The sequence below is a fragment of the Aminobacter sp. MET-1 genome (genome assembly GCF_026521175.1).
In the GTDB taxonomy this organism is placed as follows: domain Bacteria; phylum Pseudomonadota; class Alphaproteobacteria; order Rhizobiales; family Rhizobiaceae; genus Aminobacter.
Map to the genome: position 1 here is coordinate 150,950 of NZ_JAMSHL010000002.1, position 19,744 is coordinate 170,693.

24 protein-coding genes are annotated in these 19,744 nt (G+C 63.8%); 16 read left to right on the forward strand and 8 right to left on the reverse strand.

Translation table 11 applies throughout. The features are described 5' to 3' along the window. Positions 1 to 13 precede the first annotated feature (13 nt). Complete coding sequence (locus NDO48_RS03330) at positions 14 to 784, forward strand: HpcH/HpaI aldolase family protein (RefSeq protein ID WP_018427488.1); 771 nt, start codon at positions 14 to 16, stop codon at positions 782 to 784. On the opposite strand, the gene NDO48_RS03335 is transcribed toward NDO48_RS03330, so the two are convergent. Further along, complete coding sequence (locus NDO48_RS03335) at positions 785 to 1,339, reverse strand: RBBP9/YdeN family alpha/beta hydrolase (RefSeq protein ID WP_026227088.1); 555 nt, start codon at positions 1,337 to 1,339, stop codon at positions 785 to 787. It lies immediately after the preceding gene. 159 nt (positions 1,340 to 1,498) lie between these two features. On the opposite strand from NDO48_RS03335, the gene NDO48_RS03340 reads away from it, so the two are divergent. The 3 genes from NDO48_RS03340 (at position 1,499) to NDO48_RS03350 (ending at position 3,289) form a co-directional block, all read left to right on the forward strand. Beyond that, a complete protein-coding gene (locus tag NDO48_RS03340) occupies positions 1,499 to 2,401 on the forward strand; it encodes a VOC family protein (RefSeq protein WP_416377175.1) in 903 nt (300 codons plus the stop codon). Between the two features lies 1 nt (position 2,402). Further along, the gene (locus NDO48_RS03345) at positions 2,403 to 2,897 is read left to right on the forward strand and encodes a GNAT family N-acetyltransferase (RefSeq protein ID WP_018427491.1); all 495 of its coding nucleotides are present in this window, start codon (positions 2,403 to 2,405) and stop codon (positions 2,895 to 2,897) included. Positions 2,898 to 2,998: 101 nt separating this feature from the next. Beyond that, positions 2,999 to 3,289: a putative quinol monooxygenase gene (locus NDO48_RS03350; protein ID WP_267320849.1), complete on the forward strand. Its 291-nt coding sequence runs from the start codon at positions 2,999 to 3,001 to the stop codon at positions 3,287 to 3,289. A gap of 95 nt (positions 3,290 to 3,384) precedes the next feature. Here NDO48_RS03350 and purB read toward each other — a convergent pair whose 3' ends face one another. From purB to NDO48_RS03375, 5 genes are all read right to left on the reverse strand, one after another. After that, positions 3,385 to 4,686, reverse strand: coding sequence for an adenylosuccinate lyase (gene purB / locus NDO48_RS03355; protein WP_267320850.1), 1,302 nt, complete (start codon positions 4,684 to 4,686; stop codon positions 3,385 to 3,387). Positions 4,687 to 4,746: 60 nt separating this feature from the next. After that, positions 4,747 to 5,241: a hypothetical protein gene (locus NDO48_RS03360; RefSeq protein ID WP_018427494.1), complete on the reverse strand. Its 495-nt coding sequence runs from the start codon at positions 5,239 to 5,241 to the stop codon at positions 4,747 to 4,749. A gap of 44 nt (positions 5,242 to 5,285) precedes the next feature. Beyond that, positions 5,286 to 6,011: a DUF2259 domain-containing protein gene (locus NDO48_RS03365; protein WP_018427495.1), complete on the reverse strand. Its 726-nt coding sequence runs from the start codon at positions 6,009 to 6,011 to the stop codon at positions 5,286 to 5,288. Positions 6,012 to 6,083: 72 nt separating this feature from the next. Next, positions 6,084 to 7,094 (reverse strand): P1 family peptidase, encoded by a 1,011-nt coding sequence (locus NDO48_RS03370; RefSeq protein WP_026227090.1) that lies wholly within the window; start codon positions 7,092 to 7,094, stop codon positions 6,084 to 6,086. Between the two features lie 84 nt (positions 7,095 to 7,178). Beyond that, positions 7,179 to 8,261: a branched-chain amino acid ABC transporter substrate-binding protein gene (locus tag NDO48_RS03375; protein ID WP_018427497.1), complete on the reverse strand. Its 1,083-nt coding sequence runs from the start codon at positions 8,259 to 8,261 to the stop codon at positions 7,179 to 7,181. Positions 8,262 to 8,439: 178 nt separating this feature from the next. Here NDO48_RS03375 and NDO48_RS03380 point away from each other — a divergent pair, with 178 nt between their 5' ends. The 7 genes from NDO48_RS03380 to NDO48_RS03410 all read left to right on the forward strand — a co-directional run bounded on the left by NDO48_RS03380 (position 8,440) and on the right by NDO48_RS03410 (position 14,922). Next, positions 8,440 to 8,934, forward strand: a complete 495-nt coding sequence (locus tag NDO48_RS03380; RefSeq protein WP_018427498.1) for a flavin reductase family protein — start codon at positions 8,440 to 8,442, stop codon at positions 8,932 to 8,934. A gap of 19 nt (positions 8,935 to 8,953) precedes the next feature. Then, positions 8,954 to 9,883: an AAA family ATPase gene (locus NDO48_RS03385; protein ID WP_018427499.1), complete on the forward strand. Its 930-nt coding sequence runs from the start codon at positions 8,954 to 8,956 to the stop codon at positions 9,881 to 9,883. Positions 9,884 to 9,891: 8 nt separating this feature from the next. After that, positions 9,892 to 11,139, forward strand: coding sequence for a vWA domain-containing protein (locus NDO48_RS03390; protein ID WP_018427500.1), 1,248 nt, complete (start codon positions 9,892 to 9,894; stop codon positions 11,137 to 11,139). 20 nt (positions 11,140 to 11,159) lie between these two features. Continuing rightward, complete coding sequence (locus NDO48_RS03395; protein WP_018427501.1) at positions 11,160 to 11,495, forward strand: XdhC family protein; 336 nt, start codon at positions 11,160 to 11,162, stop codon at positions 11,493 to 11,495. Positions 11,496 to 11,501: 6 nt separating this feature from the next. Continuing rightward, positions 11,502 to 12,212, forward strand: a complete 711-nt coding sequence (locus NDO48_RS03400; protein WP_018427502.1) for an XdhC family protein — start codon at positions 11,502 to 11,504, stop codon at positions 12,210 to 12,212. After that, complete coding sequence (locus NDO48_RS03405; protein ID WP_018427503.1) at positions 12,209 to 13,819, forward strand: NTP transferase domain-containing protein; 1,611 nt, start codon at positions 12,209 to 12,211, stop codon at positions 13,817 to 13,819. The genes NDO48_RS03400 and NDO48_RS03405 overlap by 4 nt, the downstream gene beginning before the upstream one ends. A gap of 182 nt (positions 13,820 to 14,001) precedes the next feature. Next, the gene (locus NDO48_RS03410; RefSeq protein WP_018427504.1) at positions 14,002 to 14,922 is read left to right on the forward strand and encodes an alpha/beta hydrolase family protein; all 921 of its coding nucleotides are present in this window, start codon (positions 14,002 to 14,004) and stop codon (positions 14,920 to 14,922) included. Between the two features lies 1 nt (position 14,923). On the opposite strand, the gene NDO48_RS03415 is transcribed toward NDO48_RS03410, so the two are convergent. Both NDO48_RS03415 and NDO48_RS03420 read right to left on the reverse strand, forming a co-directional pair. Continuing rightward, positions 14,924 to 15,964, reverse strand: a complete 1,041-nt coding sequence (locus NDO48_RS03415) for a DUF1176 domain-containing protein (protein ID WP_026227092.1) — start codon at positions 15,962 to 15,964, stop codon at positions 14,924 to 14,926. Between the two features lie 66 nt (positions 15,965 to 16,030). Then, entirely contained in the window at positions 16,031 to 16,201 is a 171-nt protein-coding gene (locus NDO48_RS03420) for a DUF1127 domain-containing protein (RefSeq protein ID WP_018427506.1), read from the reverse strand. 223 nt (positions 16,202 to 16,424) lie between these two features. Here NDO48_RS03420 and NDO48_RS03425 point away from each other — a divergent pair, with 223 nt between their 5' ends. The 5 genes from NDO48_RS03425 to NDO48_RS03445 all read left to right on the forward strand — a co-directional run bounded on the left by NDO48_RS03425 (position 16,425) and on the right by NDO48_RS03445 (position 19,672). After that, positions 16,425 to 16,931: a hypothetical protein gene (locus tag NDO48_RS03425; RefSeq protein ID WP_018427507.1), complete on the forward strand. Its 507-nt coding sequence runs from the start codon at positions 16,425 to 16,427 to the stop codon at positions 16,929 to 16,931. Positions 16,932 to 16,987: 56 nt separating this feature from the next. Continuing rightward, positions 16,988 to 17,236 (forward strand): ParB N-terminal domain-containing protein, encoded by a 249-nt coding sequence (locus NDO48_RS03430; RefSeq protein WP_018427508.1) that lies wholly within the window; start codon positions 16,988 to 16,990, stop codon positions 17,234 to 17,236. A gap of 84 nt (positions 17,237 to 17,320) precedes the next feature. After that, positions 17,321 to 17,806: an SRPBCC family protein gene (locus tag NDO48_RS03435; RefSeq protein ID WP_267320851.1), complete on the forward strand. Its 486-nt coding sequence runs from the start codon at positions 17,321 to 17,323 to the stop codon at positions 17,804 to 17,806. Positions 17,807 to 18,047: 241 nt separating this feature from the next. Continuing rightward, on the forward strand, positions 18,048 to 18,965 hold the full coding sequence (locus tag NDO48_RS03440; RefSeq protein WP_267320852.1) for an alpha/beta fold hydrolase: 918 nt from the start codon (positions 18,048 to 18,050) through the stop codon (positions 18,963 to 18,965). 242 nt (positions 18,966 to 19,207) lie between these two features. Beyond that, a complete protein-coding gene (locus tag NDO48_RS03445) occupies positions 19,208 to 19,672 on the forward strand; it encodes an aminoacyl-tRNA deacylase (protein WP_026227093.1) in 465 nt (154 codons plus the stop codon). Positions 19,673 to 19,744 lie beyond the last annotated feature (72 nt).

Sequence of the window (19,744 nt, forward strand, 5' to 3'; positions counted from 1 at the left end):
AAGGAGATCCGAAATGTCGCTCGTCGAGAAACTGAACGCCGGCCAACCAATCCTCACCGCGTGGTCGGGCGTGCCAGACGCGCTGACGGTGGAGATCATGGCGCGCCAGGGGTTTGATGCCGTCACCCTCGATATGCAGCATGGCGGCCACAACGAGGACAGCGTGCTGCGCTCGCTGGCGCCCGTCCTCAATTCCGGCAGGCATGCCCTTGTACGCGTGCCGGTGGGCCGCTTCGACATGGCCAGCCGCGCGCTCGACTTCGGTGCCGAGGCGGTCATCGCGCCAATGGTCAATTCCGTCGAGGACGCGGAGCGCTTCGCAGCTGCGATGAAATACCCCCCGCTCGGCGAACGCTCCTGGGGACCGACCTTCGCCGCCCCGCGCCACGGTAGCAAGGATCCGGTCAAGTGGCTGCATGAGAGCAACGCCCGCACCGTGTCCTTCGCCATGGTCGAGACGCATCAGGCCGTTGCCGCGCTCGACGGTATTCTGGCCACCCCTGGCATCGACGGCATCTTCGTCGGCCCCGGCGATTTCTCGATCGCCTGGACCAGGGGCGAGACGGTCAATGCGACATTGGAAGCAATGATGGAAACGGTTGCCGACATCGCCAGGCGCACACGCGCCGCAGGCAAGCATGCCGGCATCTATGTCACGGATCCGGCAATCGCCGGCCGTTTCGTCAAGATGGGCTTCCAGCTGCTGGCCACGGGGTCCGAGCACCAGCTGATCGCAGCGGGCGCGGCAAGCCTCGTGGCCGATCTCAAGAAGTCTATCGGCTGATCAGCCTTCCAGGCGCGACAGAAACTGCGCAAACACCATCGATCCTTCCGGCCACGGCCCGTGGCCGGAATCGGAGTTGATGTGGCCGGCTTCACCTGCCTCGATGAACAGCGAACCCCATGCGGCGGCGATGTCTTCGGCGACGTCGAGCTTGCAATAGGGATCGTTGCTGCTGGCCACCACCACAGAAGGAAACGGCAGCGGATCGCGCGGATAGGGGCCGAAGGTCATCAGGTGCTTCGGCCGGATTGCCGGATTGGACACATCCGGCGGCGCCACGAAGAACGCGCCCGCGACGTATTTCTTGAAGCCGGGAATGGCGTGGATCACCGTCGGGATGCCGAGCGAATGCGCGATCAGCACCACCGGCCGTTCCGCGGCGTTGACCGCATCGACCACCTTGGCGGTCCAGTCCTCGCGCACCGGCTTCGACCATTCGTCCTGCTCGACGCGTCGCGCAGTCGACAGCTTTTCCTCCCAGCGGCTTTGCCAGTGGGTTTCATCCGAATTGGTGTATCCGGGAACGATGATGATATCGGCGTCTTTGACCTTCATGTTGCGGATGTAGCGATCCACTCGCATTGGTGCAACTCCCCGTCGATGATGTCCAAATGCTGAACGACGTGTTCGGTCTTTGCTTACTTGTGTGAACGATCGCTTCAGCCGATCTAGGAGGGGACGAAAACATCAGCCGTGTTGGCCGGAGAGTGGATTTTGGAACTGACACGACGCAAACTGGTTGGCAGTGCGGCACTCCTGGCTTTGGGAGCTGGAGTGCGGACTGGCCACACGGAGCCAAAGATGAGCAACATTCCCTTTGCCGCCACCACCCCTGTCAGCGTTTCGCGCGTCGGCCTGAAGGCCCGCGACGCCGATGCACTGGCAAGTTTCTATCGCGACGTCGTCGGCCTGCAGGAATTCAAGCGCGACGGCGAGACCATCACGCTTGGCGCCGGCAGCCGCGCGCTGCTCGACATCGAGTCCGACAAGTCAGCCAAGCCTGACGATCCCCGCAACGCCGGCCTGTTCCACACTGCCTTCCTGCTGCCCAGCCGCGCCGACCTCGGCCGGTGGATCAGGCATGCCATCGACAAGCGCATTCCGGTCGATGGCGCGTCGGACCACTTGGTCAGCGAGGCGCTTTACCTCACTGACCCTGAAGGCAATGGCATCGAGATCTACACCGATCGTCCGCATAATGGCTGGAAGTGGAACGGCTCCCAGGTCGCCATGGCGACCGAGCAACTGGACATCGGTTCGATTATTTCAGAGGTGCCCGCAGGCGATGCCGGTTGGCAGGGCGCGCCCGAAAACAGCATTGTCGGCCATGTCCATCTGCGCGTCGGCGATCCCGCTGTCGCTGCCGAATGGTGGAACACGGAGTTCGGCTTCGACACCGTGGCCAAATATGGCGGCCAGGCCGTGTTCCTGTCCTCGGGCGGCTATCACCACCACATCGGCGCCAATTCCTGGCAGAGCCCGGGTGCCGGAAAACGTGACACCGCGCTGACCGGCCTTGCCTGGGTCGAGATGCGGTCGGCCTCGGCCGAAAAAAGCGACAGCCGCGAAGATCCGTGGGGCACTGTCATCCGCACCTTGCCTGGCCAGCCGGGCTGACATGCTGATCCGGCCCGAACAACCTTCCGACCACGATGCGATCCACGAACTCACGCGGATCGCATTCGCGCCGATGCCCTACAGCGCCGGCACGGAATCGGACATCATCAGACGGCTGCGCGCCGATGGCGATCTGACCGTCTCGTTGGTGGCGGAGCACGACGGCGAGATTGTCGGCCATGTGGCGTTCTCGCCTGTCTCTGTCGATGGCCGGCATGACGGCTGGTTCGGGCTCGGCCCGATCTCGGTGAAGGCCGAAATGCAACGCCAGGGCATAGGCAAGGCGCTGATCTCGGCCGGATTGGCAGTCCTTGGCAAGCGCGGCGCGCATGGCTGCGCGCTCGTCGGCAACCCCGAGATCTACGGTCGCGTCGGCTTCATCAGCGACGGCAGGCTGACATGTGGGGACATCGATTCGAAATATGTCCAGTGGTTGGCGCTGGACGGTTCGACACCGCGAGGAGTGCTGACCTTCGCTCCCGGCTTCGGCTTGTAGGCGATCCATCCTGACATGGTTGGGCGCTGGCTTGTGCTATGGGTGGCCAATCCCGATCTGCCCAACCGGCGGCTCCGTTGGGAATGTGAGGAAGGCCGCCCATGCTGAAAGTCATCGCTCAGGATTTTATCAAGCCTGAGTTCATCGAGGTCGTGCTGCCGCTTTATGCAGAACTCGTGGAAAAGACCAAGCTTGAGCCGCTCTGCATTTCCTACGATCTCTTCGTGGATCAGAAAGACCCGGGGCATTTTGTTTTCATTGAGGAATGGCCCAACAGAGCCGCGTTGGATGTCCATTGCCAAAGCGAGCACTTCACGCGGCTGGTGCCGCAGATCAACAGGCATCAGCGGCAAGACCCGACATTCATCCTGATGGATGCGTTTACATCCTGACAAGCTGTGTGCCGCCAAAAGACAAAAGCCCTCATGGCGGCGCGCCATGAGGGCTTTTCATTTCGTAGGCCTGTGAAGGCCCCTCCGGCTTCAGCTTAGCCGAATACGCGCTTGAAGATCGTGTCGACGTGCTTGGTGTGGTAGCCGAGGTCGAACTTCTCGCGGATTTCGCTTTCGGGCAATGCCGCAGTCACTTCCTTGTCGGCGAGCAATTCCTCGAGGAAGTCCTTGCCTTCTTCCCAGACCTTCATGGCATTGCGCTGCACCAGCCGGTAGGCATCCTCGCGGGAAACGCCGGCCTGAGTAAGGGCCAGCAGCACGCGCTGCGAGTGAACAAGCCCGCGGAACTTGTTCATGTTTTTCAGCATGTTGTCGGGATAGACGACCAGCTTGTCGATGACGTTGGTCAGGCGCGCCAGCGCGAAGTCGAGGGTGACTGTGGCGTCAGGGCCGATCATGCGCTCGACCGACGAGTGCGAGATATCGCGCTCGTGCCACAGCGCCACGTTTTCCATCGCCGGTGCCGCATAGGAGCGAACCATGCGGGCGAGGCCGGTCAGGTTCTCGGTGAGAACCGGGTTGCGCTTGTGCGGCATCGCCGACGAACCCTTCTGGCCCGGCGAGAAATACTCTTCCGCTTCGAGCACTTCGGTGCGCTGCAGGTGGCGGATCTCAGTGGCGACGCGCTCGATCGAGGAGGCGATCACGCCAAGCGTCGCAAAGAACATGGCGTGGCGATCGCGCGGGATGACCTGCGTCGACACCGGCTCCGGCTTCAGGCCGAGCTTGGCTGCGACATGCTCCTCGACGCGCGGGTCGATGTTGGCGAAGGTGCCGACGGCGCCCGAAATGGCGCAGGTGGCGATGTCTTCGCGGGCGTGTACCAGGCGCTCGCGGCAGCGCGAGAATTCGGCATAGGCCAGCGCCAGCTTGACGCCGAAGGTCGTCGGCTCGGCATGGATGCCGTGGCTGCGGCCGATGGTGACCGTGTCCTTGTGCTCGAAAGCGCGGCGCTTGAGGGCTTCGAGCAGCGCATCGATATCGGCGAGCAGGATGTCGGTGGCGCGCACCAACTGCACCGAAAGGCAGGTGTCGAGCACGTCCGACGAGGTCATGCCCTGGTGGATAAAGCGCGAATCCGGGCCGACGAATTCGGCGAGGTGCGTCAGGAAGGCGATGACGTCATGTTTGGTGACGCGTTCGATCTCGTCGATGCGCTCGACGTCGAAGGTGGCAGCGCCGCCCTTTTCCCAGATCGTCTTTGCCGCTTCCTTGGGAATGACGCCGATTTCGGCCAGCGCGTCGCAGGCATGGGCCTCGATCTCGAACCAGATGCGGAAGCGCGTTTCGGGAGACCAGATGGCGACCATCTCGGGCCGCGAATAGCGAGGGATCATGGCGGGGCTCTTCCAGCTGAGGTTTCGTCGCCGCTCCCCTAACAGAGGTGGGCCCAATGCTCAACGCGAACGGCGGGCAAACCAGAGCGCTGCGGCGATTAGGGCGACAAATCCATAGGGAAAATAGAGCCGGATGCCGAGCACGGCAAACTGATAGAGGGCGACGAGGCCGGTGAAGACGAACTGATACGTCCAGGTCACGGTGAACGGCTCGGCATGCCATTCGGCGTAATAGCGCCGGTATTGCAGGGCATAGAGCGCGGCCGTCAGGCCGATCGTGGCAACGCCTAAGCAAACGAAAGCCGCAGCGAAGGCGCCTTCACGGCGGGCTTTTTGCGACAGAAGCCGTGCCAGCGTCCACGCGACAGGAAATGCCAGCGCGCCGCCGGCGGCATAGAGCAGGACGACGAAACGGATATGCCCGGCCGTCCCCCAACTCATCGAAAACAGCGAGGTAAAGGCGCTGGCGGCCATCGCCAGGCCCCAAATCAGCATGCCGGCGATCGCCATGCGCGGGGCGGGCAGGGCGGCCTGCAGCCTGTTGCGCGCCGGCATGGAGTTGGCGGCTGATATCTGGCTCGCTTCGGCGGACAAGTGGTCTACGACCTGCCGGTGACCGCGAGCCAGCGATGGTCTGGACCCTCGAAACCGTGGCGGATGACGGTCACCAGCACCGCATAGGACATCTTGCCGTCGGGCGCGAAGAACGTCTGCACCCCGCCGATACGGTAGCCGGTGGGGCAGCCGCGGCTCTGCGGCACGTCCTTGTCTTCCTGCAGTATCTCCGCCTTGTCGCCGGGCTGTGCGCCGATCTTCGTAAGCTTGAAGCCTTTCACCGGGCCGATGCCGGGGCAGCGTTCCAGCTCGCCGAAGGAAACCTCCTCCAGTTGAAACGCGAGCTGCGGGTCGATGGGCGGGAACACCGGCCGCGGGTTGACCACCATCCGGTACGGATCGGCGCTGATTTCTGTGACGGCATTGAAGCCCGCAAGCGTGCCCCTGTTGGCGCCAAGCTCGCTGTCCTTGACCGACTTCTCGCCGCGCTGGCGCGCCTCGTCGCGGGCTGCCTGCACGCCCTTGCTCTCGTCTTCCAGCATCACGCGAACGGGCGTATCGGCCAGGAACTTGTCGGTCGTCGTGTCGATGTAGAAACGGTTGGCGTAGGCAAAGCCAGAACCATCCTGGACGCCGAACTCCTCGAAGCCGAAGACCTTGCCGTCAGCGCTGAAGCCGAGCACGTTCAACTCGGCGGCGTCGCCCGCATGGGCGGCCGATGCGGCGACCAGCGACATGCCGGCAAGGCAAAAGAGCTTGAAGAGTTTCATCGCGACCTCTCTTTCCCGTTGACTCAGTTTTTCAGGCGAAAGCGCTAAGATATTGTCACCGAAGACATTTTGTCAGCCCGTATGGGCCGACCAAACCTGCATCCTGTCGCCTGCCAAGGGTGTAGCGGCAAACACGCCGCGCGCGATCGCGCGCGCCATGGTAGATGTCGCTGCTGCGTAGAAGTCGATGACATCGGCGGCTCCGACCTCGATGCCGCTCGCGCCGGTCGCCAGCCCGAAGACGAGATCGCCGTCGAACGGCGTATGTACGGGCCAGATGGCGCGGGTGAAGCCATCATGGGCTGATATCGCCAGCCGCTTTGCCGCAGCCTTGGTCAGCACGGCGTCGGTGGCGATCACGGCGATGGTGGTGTTGGCGACGGCGTTGTTTTCTTCCTCGTATTTCTTGGCGACACGCGCCGCGTCGGCAGGCATCGGCGAGGGGTAGCCCAGCCCGCCGAACTCGCCATCCAGCTCGAATGGTGCAGCCCAGAAATGCCTGCTGCGTCCGACGGTCACCGAACCTGTGGCGTTGACTGCGACCAGGGCGCCGACGGTCACGCCGTTGGGCAGCACTGTCGAGGCCGAACCCAGCCCGCCCTTGAGCCCGGCAGTCAGCGCGCCGGTACCGGCGCCGACCGTACCAAGGTCGAAGGTGCGCGCCGCCATTTGCGTCGCCTCATAGCCAAGCTCGCGATAGGGCGGATAACGGCCCCAGTCCTTGTTGCCGCCATTCAGCATGTCGAACAGGATCGCCGCCGGCACGATCGGGATCACCTGGTCGCGCATGGCAAAGCCGACGCCCTTCTCGCGCAGCGCCGCCTGCACGCCAGAAGCCGCATCAAGGCCGAAAGCCGAGCCACCCGATAGAGCGATGGCGTTGATTGCCTCGACCGTGTTGTGGGCTTCTAGCAGGTCGGTTTCTCGCGTGCCTGGCGCGCCGCCCAGCACTTGGACTGCAGCCGTCGCCGGCTTGTCGCACACCACCACTGTCACGCCCGACTTGAGCTTGTCGTCAGCGGCATTGCCGACCGACAGCCCGGTGACGTCGGTGATGAGGTTCAGCGGTCCGGCCTTCAACATCATTTCGTCTCTCTGTCGCAGCCAGGCGATCGCTTGGCGTCGCACAAAGGCAGTCATAACAAGCAGATGGAGAGGCAGCCGGAGCTATCCCGGCGTTTGCCCTTCCAGCGGCACATAGTTGGTCCCGTCGAAGCGAAACAGGCGGAACGCGTTGTCCTGGAGATCGCCCTTGGCGTCGAAGCGCAGCTTGCCCAGGACCGTGTCGAAGTCTCGCCCGGCAAAGGCCTCGGTAATCGGCTTGCCGCTCGCGGCCGAAGCCTTGGCAGCCGCATCTGATATCTCCACCGCCGCATAGGCGGGCAGGGTGTAGCCTTCGGGAATGATTTTCTGTGCCTCGAAGGCCTGCAACACCTGCGGTCTCGCAACGTCGATCCAATCAGGCGGGGCGACCATCAGCGTGCCCGCTGTCGGCGACACTGTGCGGTCGGCTACACGGAGCGTCTCACCGCCGGCAAACACAATGTCTGCTCCAGCAGCGGCGGCATCGCGCGCCATCACCGCGATGTCCTCACCGTCGCCGCCGACGAACACATGCGTGGCGCCCGCCTTGCGCAGGCGCCCGACCAGTGCCACCTGGTTGTCAAGCTGGGGACGGAATGTGTCGACAAAGACTGGTTTCAGCCCAGCCTGCTCGGCCGCTGCGCGGAAGCTTTCGGCCAGCTCTCGGCCATAGATCGTGCCATCATCGACGATGGCGAACAGCTCGTTGGCCCACAGTCGCGTCAGGAGCGTTCCTGCCGCATCGTGCTCGGCGTCGCCGCGCGGCGCCAAGCGCAACACCGGCCAGCCCGTCTTGGCGCGGCCGTCAGTCAGGCTGTCGGTGCGTACGCCCACCGCAATGACTGGAATCTGCGCATCCTTGAGCGCGGGCAGGGCGGCTTCCAGTGCCTCGGTGCAGAGAAAGCCGATGGCCGTTTGCACCTTTGCGTCGACGAAGCTCTTCGCCGCCTTGCGGCCGCCCGCAGCCGAGCACTGGTCGTCGGCAAATGTCAGTTCGGCGCCGGAGCTCGCGGCTGCCATGGCCGCGCCCGCCTTCACCTGCTCTCCGAGCATGGCCGACGGGCCCGACAGCGGAGCCGCGACGCCGACCCTGAGCGGCTCGGCCTGCGCTGCCATCGCCGGAAACGATGCGGCCAGCGCGGCAATGATGATCGTTTTCGATCGCATTTAGCCCAACGAAATCCCTTCGCGCCCCGCTTTCGGGCGATGTCCTGACCTACTGCCTGGCCCGGACAAGCGCAATGTGCTTGTGGCTTAGTTGCTTGGCAGCTCAACTATCCGTCCATATATTGCGGTTAGGGTTCACTGCATATTGCGGTAAGGGTTCACTGCGGGAAGTTGTCTTGTGCTGAAGAAGTTTGAAGTCGGGCCGCAGGCCTATCGCGACGCGATGAGCCATTTCGCAGGCGCTGTCCATCTGGTCACCACGGACGGAGTGGCGGGTAAACGCGGCGCGACCGTCATTGCCGCCTGCTCGGTTTCGGACAACCCGCCTATGGTGCTTGTCTGCGTCAACCGCGAAAACCCCAAGAACGACGCCTTCGTCAAGAACGGCAACTTTGCGCTCAACACGCTGAGTGCAAGGCACGAACCGCTGGCGGTGGCGTTTTCCGGCGTCACCGGCATGCCGCCGGAAGAACGATTCGCACTTGCCGAGTGGCAGGTGCTCGCCTCTGGCGCGCCAGTGCTGCTCGATGCGGTGGCTGTGTTCGATTGCGAACTGGTCGATGCCAAGGAGATGGCCACCCATCGCATCATGTTCGGCAAGGTGACAGGCCTGCGTATCGGCGATAATCTTCGCCCGTTGATCTATCACGGCCGCAGCTACCACGTGCTCTAGGCCGATTTCCGGAAGTGCCATGACCGCATCAGCGACGCGTCCGTTTCCGAATTCGATCGACGAGACGCTCGAAATGCTCGCCGGCGCAGACTATGTCGCCGACCGCGCGCTGGCGACGGTACTGTTCCTGTCCCTGCGCATGCGCCGCCCGCTGTTTCTCGAAGGCGAGGCCGGCGTCGGCAAGACCGAGATCGCCAAGGTCCTGGCCAGCGCACTTGGCCGCCGGCTGATCCGGCTGCAGTGTTACGAGGGCCTCGACGTCTCCTCCGCCGTCTACGAGTGGAACTATGCGGCGCAGATGATCGAGATCCGCATGGAGGAGGCGACCGGCAAGGTCGACCGCAACGATATGGAGAAGAACGTCTTCTCCGAGAAATACCTGATCCGCCGTCCGGTCCTCGACGCCCTCACAGGCAAGGAGGGGGCGGCCCCGGTCTTCCTGATCGACGAACTCGACCGCACCGACGAGGCCTTCGAGGCCTTCCTGCTCGAAATCCTCTCCGACTATCAGGTGACGGTGCCCGAACTCGGTACGATCAAGGCGGAGGAGCCGCCGATCGTCGTCATCACCACCAACCGCACCCGCGAGATTCATGACGCGCTCAAGCGCCGTTGCCTGTACCATTGGGTCGACTATCCCAATGCCGAGCGCGAACTGGAGATCGTGCGCCGCAAGGTGCCGCAGGCCAATCAGCGGCTTTCGGCCGAGGTTGTGCGGTTCATCCAGCGGCTGCGCGAGATCGAACTATTCAAGGTGCCCGGCGTGGCCGAGACCATCGACTGGGCCGGAGCGTTGACCGAACTTGACAAGGTCGCACTTGATCCCGAGACCGTGTCAGACACCATTGGCGTGCTCCTGAAGTACCAGGACGACATCGCCCGCATAGAGCAGGGTGAGGGCCGCCGGATCCTCAACGAGGTGAAGGCGGAGCTGGCGGCAGCGGAGTAGGTGCCCAAATGGACTTGCGCAGCACCGAGACCCTCGCCGCCAAGTCCGACGGACGCATCGCCGACAATATCGTCTATTTCGCACGCACCCTGCGCAAGGCGGGCATGCGGGTCGGTCCGGCCTCGGTCAAGGATGCCATCGAGGCGGTGCTCGCCGCCGGCATCGGTACGCGCGACGACTTCTACTGGACGCTTCATGCCGTGCTGGTCACTCGCCATGAGGACCACCCGACCTTCGACGAGGCGTTCCGGCTGTTCTGGAAATCGCGCGAGCTGATCGAGAAGATGCTGGCGATGTTCTCGCCGGTCGCGCTCGACAACCGTGAGAAGCAGAAGCCGCGCGCCGCCGAAAACCGCGTCAGCCAGGCGATGTTCGAAGGTCACCAGAAGGCCCAGCCGGCGCGTGAGATCCCTGAGGTCGAGGTCGACGCGCGCTTCACCGTGTCGGGCAACGAAGTGCTGCGCGCCAAGGACTTTGCCCAGATGAGCGCGGACGAATTGTCGGATGCCCGACGCGAGATCGCAGCGCTCCGTCTGCCTTTCGACATGGTGCGCACGCGCCGCTTCAGGCCCGATCCGCATGGCGGCAAGATCGATCCCCGCGCCATGATGCGAGCTGCCGCCCGCAGCGGCGGCCAGCTGATCCTGCCGAAATTCCGCTCGGCCCGCGAGGTCCAACCGCCATTGGTCGTGCTGGCGGACATCTCTGGATCGATGAGCCAGTACACGCGCATCTTCCTGCATTTCCTGCATGCGCTGACCGAAAAGCGCCAGCGGGTGCACACATTCGTCTTCGGCACGCGGCTCACCAACCTGACGCGCCAGATGCGCCATCGCGATCCCGACGCCTCTCTTGCCGGTTGCTCGGCCGCCGTCCGAGACTGGTCGGGCGGGACGCGCATCGGCGACGCACTTGGCGAGTTCAACCGGCTGTGGTCGCGGCGCGTGCTGGGGCAGGGAGCCGTGGTGCTGCTGATCACGGACGGGTTGGAGCGCGACGATGTCGCCGGCCTGTCGGAAGAGATGGAGCGGCTCCATAAATCGTGCCGGCGGCTGGTCTGGCTCAACCCGCTGCTGCGCTTCGACGGTTTCGAGGCGCGCGCACGCGGCGTTCGCGCCATGCTGCCGCATGTTGATGAGTTCCGCGCAGTCCATAATCTCAACGCGCTTGGCGATCTCTGCGCTTCGCTCGGCGTACCCGCTTCATGCAGCAGCGACCCGAGACGCTGGCTTGACGGCTTGGGCCGCGCTGCCTGAGCATCGGGAGGGAGGAAACGATGCCAAGCAAATTCCTGGACGAAGCCCGCGATCCGCTGATCATCGCGGAAGGCTGGATGAAGGACGGCAAGGACGTGGCCATTGCCACCGTCGTTGAAACATGGGGCTCGGCGCCGCGTCCAGTCGGCAGTCATCTCGTCATCGATGCCGATGGCACTTTCCACGGCTCCGTCTCCGGCGGCTGTGTCGAAGGTGCGGTGATTTCCGAAGCGCTCGACGTCATCGAAAGCGGCAAGCCGAAAATGCTCGATTTCGGTGTTGCCGACGAAACCGCCTGGCAGGTCGGACTTTCCTGCGGCGGTCGCATCCGGGTCTATGTCGAGCGGCTGGGGTAAAAACGAATGGACCCGTATGTTCTGAAGACCTTGAATGCCGAGCGCCGCGCCCGCCGCGCCGCAATCGTCGTCACCGATCTTGGCGACGGCCGCGGCCGCGTCATCAAGGAGGGCGACGCGGTGGTCGGCGATCTCGGTGCAGCCATCGGCAAGGCGTTCCGCTCAGGCGCGTCGAGCATGGTCGAGGCCGAGGGCCGCAGCTTCTTCCTCAACGTGCATCTGCCGCAGCCACGGCTGGTCATCATTGGCGCGGTCCATATCAGCCAGGCACTGGCGCCAATGGCCAGGATTGCCGGCTTCCCGCTTGAGATCATCGACCCGCGCACGGCTTTTGCCAGCGACGAGCGCTTTCCCGACGACATTCACAAGGCCGAATGGCCAGAGGACGTGCTGAAGCATTGCCCGCTCGACCGCTACGCGGCGTTGGCAGCGATCACCCACGACCCCAAGATCGACGACTGGCCGCTCAAGGCAGCACTTGACGCCGAGTGCTTTTATGTCGGCGCGCTGGGCAGCCGCAAGACCCATGCCAGGCGCGTCGAGCGCCTGCTGGCCATGGGCGTGAGGCCTGAGCAGATCGAACGCATCAACGCGCCGATCGGGCTCGACATCGGTGCGGCCAACCCGGCCGAGATCGCCGTTGCGGTGCTGGCGCAGGTCATCGCGGCCTTCCGCTCGCGCGGTCTTGCGGCCAAGTCGAAAGGCGAGGCGGCGTGAAGTTCGGCCCCATTCCGGTCGCGGATGCAATTGGCGCTGTGCTGGCTCATGCCACGACGTCGGGCGAGCGCCGCTATCGCAAGGGGCAAGTTCTCGGCGCGGACGATGTCGCTGCCTTGCAGGCCGCGGGCCTTGCCGAGGTCGTTGTCGCAGCGCTCGAGCATGGCGATCTTGGCGAGGACGCTGCCGCCGAAGCCATTGCGGCAGCCATGCGCCACCGGCACATCGAGGTGAAGCAGGCCGCCACAGGCCGCGTCAACCTCCACGCCACTTCGCCAGGCGTCTTCACTGTCGATGCCCAGCTGATCGATGCGATCAACGCTGTCGACCCGGCGATAACGGTGGCCACGCTTGCCCAGCTTGCCCGGGTCGAGCGGGACCAGATGGTCGCGACCGTGAAGATCATTCCTTTCGCGGTGTCTGGCCAACTCGTCGCCGAGGTGATCGACCTCTGCGCCGGCAAGGAGATCTTCGCAGTCAATCCATTTGCGGCCAGGCGTGTCGGCGTAATCCAGACGACGTTGCCGAGCGTGAAATCAAGCGTGCTCGACAAGACCGCGCGCGTCACCGAACAGCGTCTTGCCCGCTCCGGCAGCCGGCTGACAGCCGAGCGCCGCACGCCACATGAGGCCGCTGCAGTGGCAGAGGTCGCCAAGGCGCTTGCCCGTGACAACGACCTGGTGGTGATATTCGGCGCGTCGGCCCTGGCCGATTTCGATGATGTCATTCCGGCCGCCATCCGGGCGGCGGGTGGCAGCGTCATCCGGTCCGGCATGCCGGTCGATCCGGGCAATCTGCTGGTGCTCGGCCATATCGGCAATGCTGCCGTGCTTGGCGCGCCCGGCTGCGCCCGCAGTCCCAAGGAGAACGGTTTCGACTGGGTGCTCGATCGACTGCTCGCCGGGCTTGAGGTCACTGCTGCCGACATCGGTGGCATGGGCGTGGGGGGCTTGCTCATGGAAATTCCGTCGCGACCGCAGCCGCGCGAGGCGCCGGCCGTGCCCGTCGCACCCAAGGTCCATGCCGTGTTGCTGGCGGCCGGGCGCTCCAGCCGCATGGGCGGCCCCAACAAGCTGATGGCGCTGTTCCAGGACAAGCCGCTGGTGCGCCGCACGGCCGAGCGCGTATTGGCCTCCAAGGCCGAGGGCACCGTGGTGGTCACCGGCCACCAGGCCAGTCGCATCCGCGACGCGCTCGTCGGGCTCGATCTGCCGGTGGCTCACAATGCCGATTTTGCCTCAGGCCTCGCCAGCTCGCTCAAGGCAGGCATCGCCGCACTCCCCGAGGACGCGGCCGGTGCCCTGATCGTGCTCGGCGACATGCCCGAGGTGCTGCCGGCCGATCTCGACCGGTTGATCGAGGCATTCGAGCGGGCGGGCGGCCGCGCTATCGTCCGCGCCACCCACGATGGCAAGCGCGGCAATCCCGTCATCCTGCCAAGGTCACTGTTTGCCGCCGTCGCTCATCTCGAAGGCGACACCGGCGCGCGTCATCTGATCGAGAGCGAAGGCGTCGATGTCGTCGACATCGAAATCGGCGCCGGCGCCGCCGTCGACGTCGATACGCCCGAGGCGCTGGAAGGCGCGGGCGGGGTGCTGCAGGATTGACAAATGCACTATGAGCTAGCCAACCCTAGATCATGTCACTCGATTCAGCTTTGCATTCCTTCGCGCCCCCTTCTGGCCTGCCGGCCATCTCCCTCTCAAGGGGGGAGATCGGCAGCTTTGCCGGCGTGACTTACCCTCTGTTGCAGAAGGGCGCAGACCCTGATGACAGCCCATCTCCCCCCTTGAAGAGATGGCCGGCAGGCCAGAAGGGGGCAACGTCGAGCACAAGCCTTCGCCGGTTCGCCTGGGGTGTTCTTGCGGTTGCCTTTGCGTCGCTCGCAACCTCGGCACACGCCCAGAGCCTCGCGCCCTACAAGGACGATCTCTTCGCCTATCCCGGAATTCTCTCGTCGGAGGGCGATGCCTATCGCGTCGTCGACTACCAGGAGATGCGCGACATCAACGAGCGCGACCAGGTGCCGGAGCGGCGGGTGCAGGGCAAATATGTTTCGACTGGCGTCCGCAAGGTCCAGCAGGATCTGGTGCTGAAGCTTGATGCCGGCGACATCAGGCATGTTGCCGTCGGCAAGACCGAGGGCGCTTCGGTCATCGTGCTTTATCTCCATGGCCAGGGCGGCAGCCGCAAGCAGGGCGTCGACGACTTCACCTTTGGCGGCAACTTCAACCGCATCAAGAACCTGATGGCGGCCAATGGCGGGCTCTATCTTTCACCCGACTTCTCCGATTTCGGCGACAAGGGCGTGGCCGAGGTGGGAGCCCTGATCGACCACTACGCGGCGCAATCCCCTGGCGCGAAGATCGTCGTCGCCTGCGGTTCCATGGGGGGGCAGCTGTGCTGGGGGCTGGCGGGCGACGCCGGCGTGGCGAAGAAGCTGAGCGGGCTGATGCTGCTCGGCTCGCTTTGGGACGACGGTTTCCTGAAGTCGCCGGCCTTCGCAGCCAAGGTGCCAGTGTTTTTCGGCCAGGGCAGCAAGGACCCGGTCTTCCCCATCGACAAGCAGGAGGCATTCTTCCGCTCGATCCTGGCCAAGAGCAAAAGCTATCCGGCGCGTTTTGTCCGTTTTGAGACAGGCACGCATGGCACGCCGATCCGCATGACCGACTGGCGCGATACGCTCAACTGGATGCTTCAGGCGAAATAGCTCACGGCCCGGTGTTGTAGTCGAGCACGCTCTCAGGGTTGATCTCGCCGTCATAGGAAGCATCGACGTCGTATTTGATCAACGCGAAGGCACCGTCGCGGAAAATCCAGACACCGTCTGACGAGGCATCGCCAACCCCGCGCCATTTGGCATGCGAGGTCAGCGTCAGGGTCTTCTCGTCATAATCAGAGTTCACCAGCTGGCTTTCCGAGCGGTAGCCAATGACGCTGAGGCTCTCGACCTTGCCTTCGCTGTTGTCGTTCTCGTAGCGGATGTCGAGTTCGGGGGTGGCAAAGTGCTGCTGGTTCAGGCCGTCGAGCTCGGTCCACAGATAGTAGACATGGGTCTCGTTGTAGGCGCCCATCGAGCAGAAGAAGCGGAACAGCCGCGCCTCGTTCGGCTTGGCGTCCGGGGCATCCGACTTGTTGTGGTAACTGATGCCGTAGCTTTTGGCGGCGTCCTCGCCTTCGCGGCCGGCGTCGCACTGGCCTTTGTAGTCGGCGGCGAAAAGTCTGGTCGCCTGGTCAAACAGCGCGTCCGTCTCCGGGGGCGGGGCATCGCCGCATTGCTTGGGCAGGGCGGCTGCGAGGTCGCCTTCGGCCGGCTTCAGGTTGCCCTTCTCGAGCAGGATCGGCTTGAATGGCGGCTCCTGGATCGATGCGTTGACCTGGCGCGCCGTGTAGCAGCCGGCGAAGACCTTTTCCGCGCCGCTGGCGTCGATGGCACGGATCGCGACGGGAATGTTGTAGAAGATGCTGCCGGCCGCACCCTCGGAGCTTACAGCACCTGTTTCGACGTCGACGCGGTCGGTCTTGTCGTAGCCCTTGGCGAACTCGGCAAAATCCTTGGCCGGCTTGGCGTCGCCGAAATAGTCCCAGGCGCGGGCATATTCCTTGCGGCTCACCGCATTATAAAGCGAGCGCACCACGGCTGCAGGGTCGGAACGATCGTCGATGTAAGGTGTTTCAGCCGCCAGTGCCTGGAACGACCAGAGCCCCGTCAGGACCATGGTTACGGCCGCGGGTGTCGAAAAAGTCCTCATCGCGAATCTCCTGCCTGCCGCAATGATGCATCATCGATTGCGGCAGCGCAGTGACGCGCAGGACTATCATGCCTGGCGTGTCGCCATTTCGCGGGCAATGCGCGGAAAGTCCGCCGGCCGGATGCCGATATCGGCGCGATCGGAGTTGCTCATGGCATTGAGCAGCGCGAGCGCTGCACGGTAGCGCGCCTGTTCTCTGGGGCGCGGGCGGGAGAAGAACTCGGTATAGAAACCCATCTCTCAGGCTCCTGTTGATCCTCCCACTCGCACATATAGGTGATTCCTCGTTGATTGTGCAGTGCAACATAAGCATATCTGCCATGCGTGTAGCACCGGCAGGGCCGCAAACAGACCGAAAAACAATAAGATGCGGCGCGACACTCAAAGCGATTTTTAACCGGCGGGGATTATGGTCCGGCCAGTTTTGCCGTAGCATGTGTTTCGTGCGGAGGGGCTTTGCATGGGCACCGGAACCAATCGCGATTTCGCCTCGCTGCTCGACGAGTTGATCGTCGCTGCGGATCGGGACGACATTGAGCCTGCTCCGACCATCCCTTTCGACTATCTTGCCGTGGCCGAAGAGCTGCATTCGGGCCGCATCCGTGTCGATGGGCATACGGTTGCAGCCGAGTATCGCGAGGCTGGCGCCGATCTCGATGACGAGTTCGTGGCGCTCTTCGATACCATGCGGGCCGAGGCTGTCGCCGATGCCTTGCAGGATGCGATGTCGGCCGAGCCCGCTGAGCCCGAGCCATCGATCGAACCGGAGGCGATCGCCCGCGAACTCAATCTGTCCGAAGCAAAGCCGGCCGATCTCGCCAGGATGCGTCGCCGGTTTGCCCTCGCCAACCATCCTGACCGCGTGGCGCCGCACCTGCGCCAGCGCGCCATGGTGCGCATGCAGCTTGCCAACATGATGATCGACGACGCCAAGCGCCGCGCGGCAAAGACAAAGCCTGAGCACTGATACCCCTCGACAGTCGACCCGAACTGCGAAAGGCTGGGCTTGAGCCGGAGCCCGACATGCTGAGAGTGCAGAAAATCCCCCTTGATGCCATCTACGTGCCCACCGCACGGCGCAAGACGCTGCATCCCGAGACCGTACGCCATCTCGCCGAGGACATTCTGGAGAACGGCATGAAGCAGCCGATCCAGGTGCGCGTCGACGGTGACCGTTATGTGCTGATCGAGGGCCTGCATCGGCTCGAGGCCGTGAAATGGCTGGGCGAGATGTCCATCGACGCCTATCTGGTCCATGCCCGCCGCCACTGAGCGATTTTTTGACCTCTTGTGTCGGGATCGCGGGACGCCGCTCGTCTTGAAGGCGGAAACCGAATTTCCCGAAGGAGAGAAACTATGACCACCGTCGTTGACGTTGCCCCTGCCACCGACCGCGAGCTGGTTCTCGCCCGCATCATCGACGCGCCGCGCGAGAAAGTGTTCCGCTGTTGGACCGATGCGACGCTGCTGCCGAAATGGTTCGCACCGCTGCCCTGGACGACATCAAGCGCCAAGCTCGACGTGCGCGCCGGCGGCTCTAGCCTTGTCGTCATGCGCAGCCCCGAGGGCGAGGAATACCCAAATCCCGGCCTCTACCTCGAGGTCGTGCCGAACGAGAAGCTGGTCTTCACCGACGCCTTCACCGAGGCCTGGCTGCCCTCCGGCAAGCCGTTCATGGTCGGCATCCTGACCTTCGAGGACATCGGCGGCGGCAAGACCAAATACACCGCAACCGTCCGCCACTGGTCAGTCGAAGACCGCGATGCCCACGAAAAGATGGGCTTCCACGGCGGCTGGGGCCTCTGCACCGAACAGCTCGAAGCGCTGGCAAAGACGCTCTGAGGGGACCTTGTCGTGCTGATTTTGAAAGGCTGGGTTCACGACCCGGCCTTTTTGATTCGGGGATCGGCACGGCCTTTCCTCCCCCTGTGGGCGAAGCTTTTTCCCCGAAAGCCTTCACGATGGGGTTCCTAGGCCGGATGCTGGCTCTCGAAAAATCCTTGTCCCCTGTCGGATGTTGCATTGCTCGCTCGTCCTAGCAACGAAGGGCCGATGAGCCCGACCACGAGGAAGGGACGATAAGATGCGCAAGTTGATGATGATGGTAGCCGTGGTTGCGGCGCTGGTGACGGGAGGTACTGCAATGGCCGAAACCAAACCGGCGGATGGCGTGAAATCGGGCCATGCCGAGGTCAACGGCGTCAGTTATTACTACGAGATCCGCGGGGAGGGCGAGCCGCTGCTGCTCTTGCATGGCGGGCTGGGGTCGATCGATATGTTCGGGCCGGTGCTGCCGGCGCTGTCGAAGGGCAGGCAGGTGATCGCGGTCGATCTCTACGGTCATGGCCGTACCGCGCTGACCGAGCGCAAGATGAGCATGATCGACAGCGGCGACGATATGGCCGCGCTGCTCAAGAAGCTGGGCTGCGGCAAGGTCGATGCGCTCGGCTATTCCTTTGGTTCAGGCGTGGCTCTCCGCCTTGCGGTCCAGCATCCCGAGACGGTACGCCGGCTGGCGCTGGTTTCGGCGGCCTATGCCCAGGACGGCTTCTACCCCGAGATGCTGCCGATGCAGGCCCAGGTCGGCGCAGCGATGGCCGACATGATGAAGCAGACTCCGATGTACCAGACCTATGCCGCCGTGGCGCCGAAGGTCGAGGATTTCCCGAAGCTGTTGGACCAGATGGGCGAGTTCATGCGGACGCCTTATGATTGGGCCGACGACGTCAAGACGCTGAAGATGCCGGTCATGCTGGTCTATGGCGACAGCGACATGTACCGCCCCGAGCATATCGTGAAATTCTACCAACTGCTCGGCGGCGGCCTCAAGGACGCCGGCTGGATGCGCGAGAACATGTCGCAGAACAGGCTGGCGATCATTCCCAACCGCACCCACTACGACATCTTCATGGCGCCGGAACTGGCAACCACGGTGCTGCCCTTCCTCGACGGCGAGACCACGCCGAAGAGCTGGGACGAGCAGGTGAAGGCCTCCAAGTGATGTGCCTTGGCTGCGCTGCTTCTCGATGGGGTGGCGCAGCCAAAATCCTTGCTGAAAACAGGTCTGGGCTGTATCGTTCCGGCACGCTGAAGATGGCCCGCCGAGGGCAATAGTAAGATGCGGCCAGCCGACCATCACTTTGAGCTGGCGATGAAGCGGTCGAACCTCGCCGCGTGGCGCCTCGCGCCCGTTTCCGACATTCCGGCCGCCGCGATGCGATGTTACCGCGAAAGGAAGTGGTCATGGCTATCTCATTGACGATGCAGGAATATCTCGAGGACAATCACATCCACTACGATGCTGCCAAGCATGCGCGCACCGGTTGCTCGATGATGACGGCAGAAGCAAGCCACGTGCCGGGCAACGCTCTGGCAAAGGGCGTGGTGCTGAAGTGGGAGGACGGCTTCGTGCTGGCCGTGCTGCCGGCGTCGCGCCATGTCGATCTTGCCAGGATGCGCGAGATCATCGGCGACAAGGTGCGGCTTGCAACCGAAGAGGAGGCAAGCACGCTGTTTCCCGATTGCGACGAAGGTGCGGTGCCGATCCTCGGCGTACCCTATCGCGTCGCTTGCGTGATCGACGAGCAGTTGCGGCGCGGTGGCGACGTCTATTTCGAGGGCGGCGACCATCGCACCCTGGTGCATGTCAGCGGCGACGAGTTTTCGCGCCTCATGTACGGCATGCCGCAGGCGCGCATCAGCTGGTGAGCTAGCTGGCGGCCGCGCATAAGGCCGCGGCCGCCATATTGCCCGCATGATGTCACGCAATTGCCATTCGTC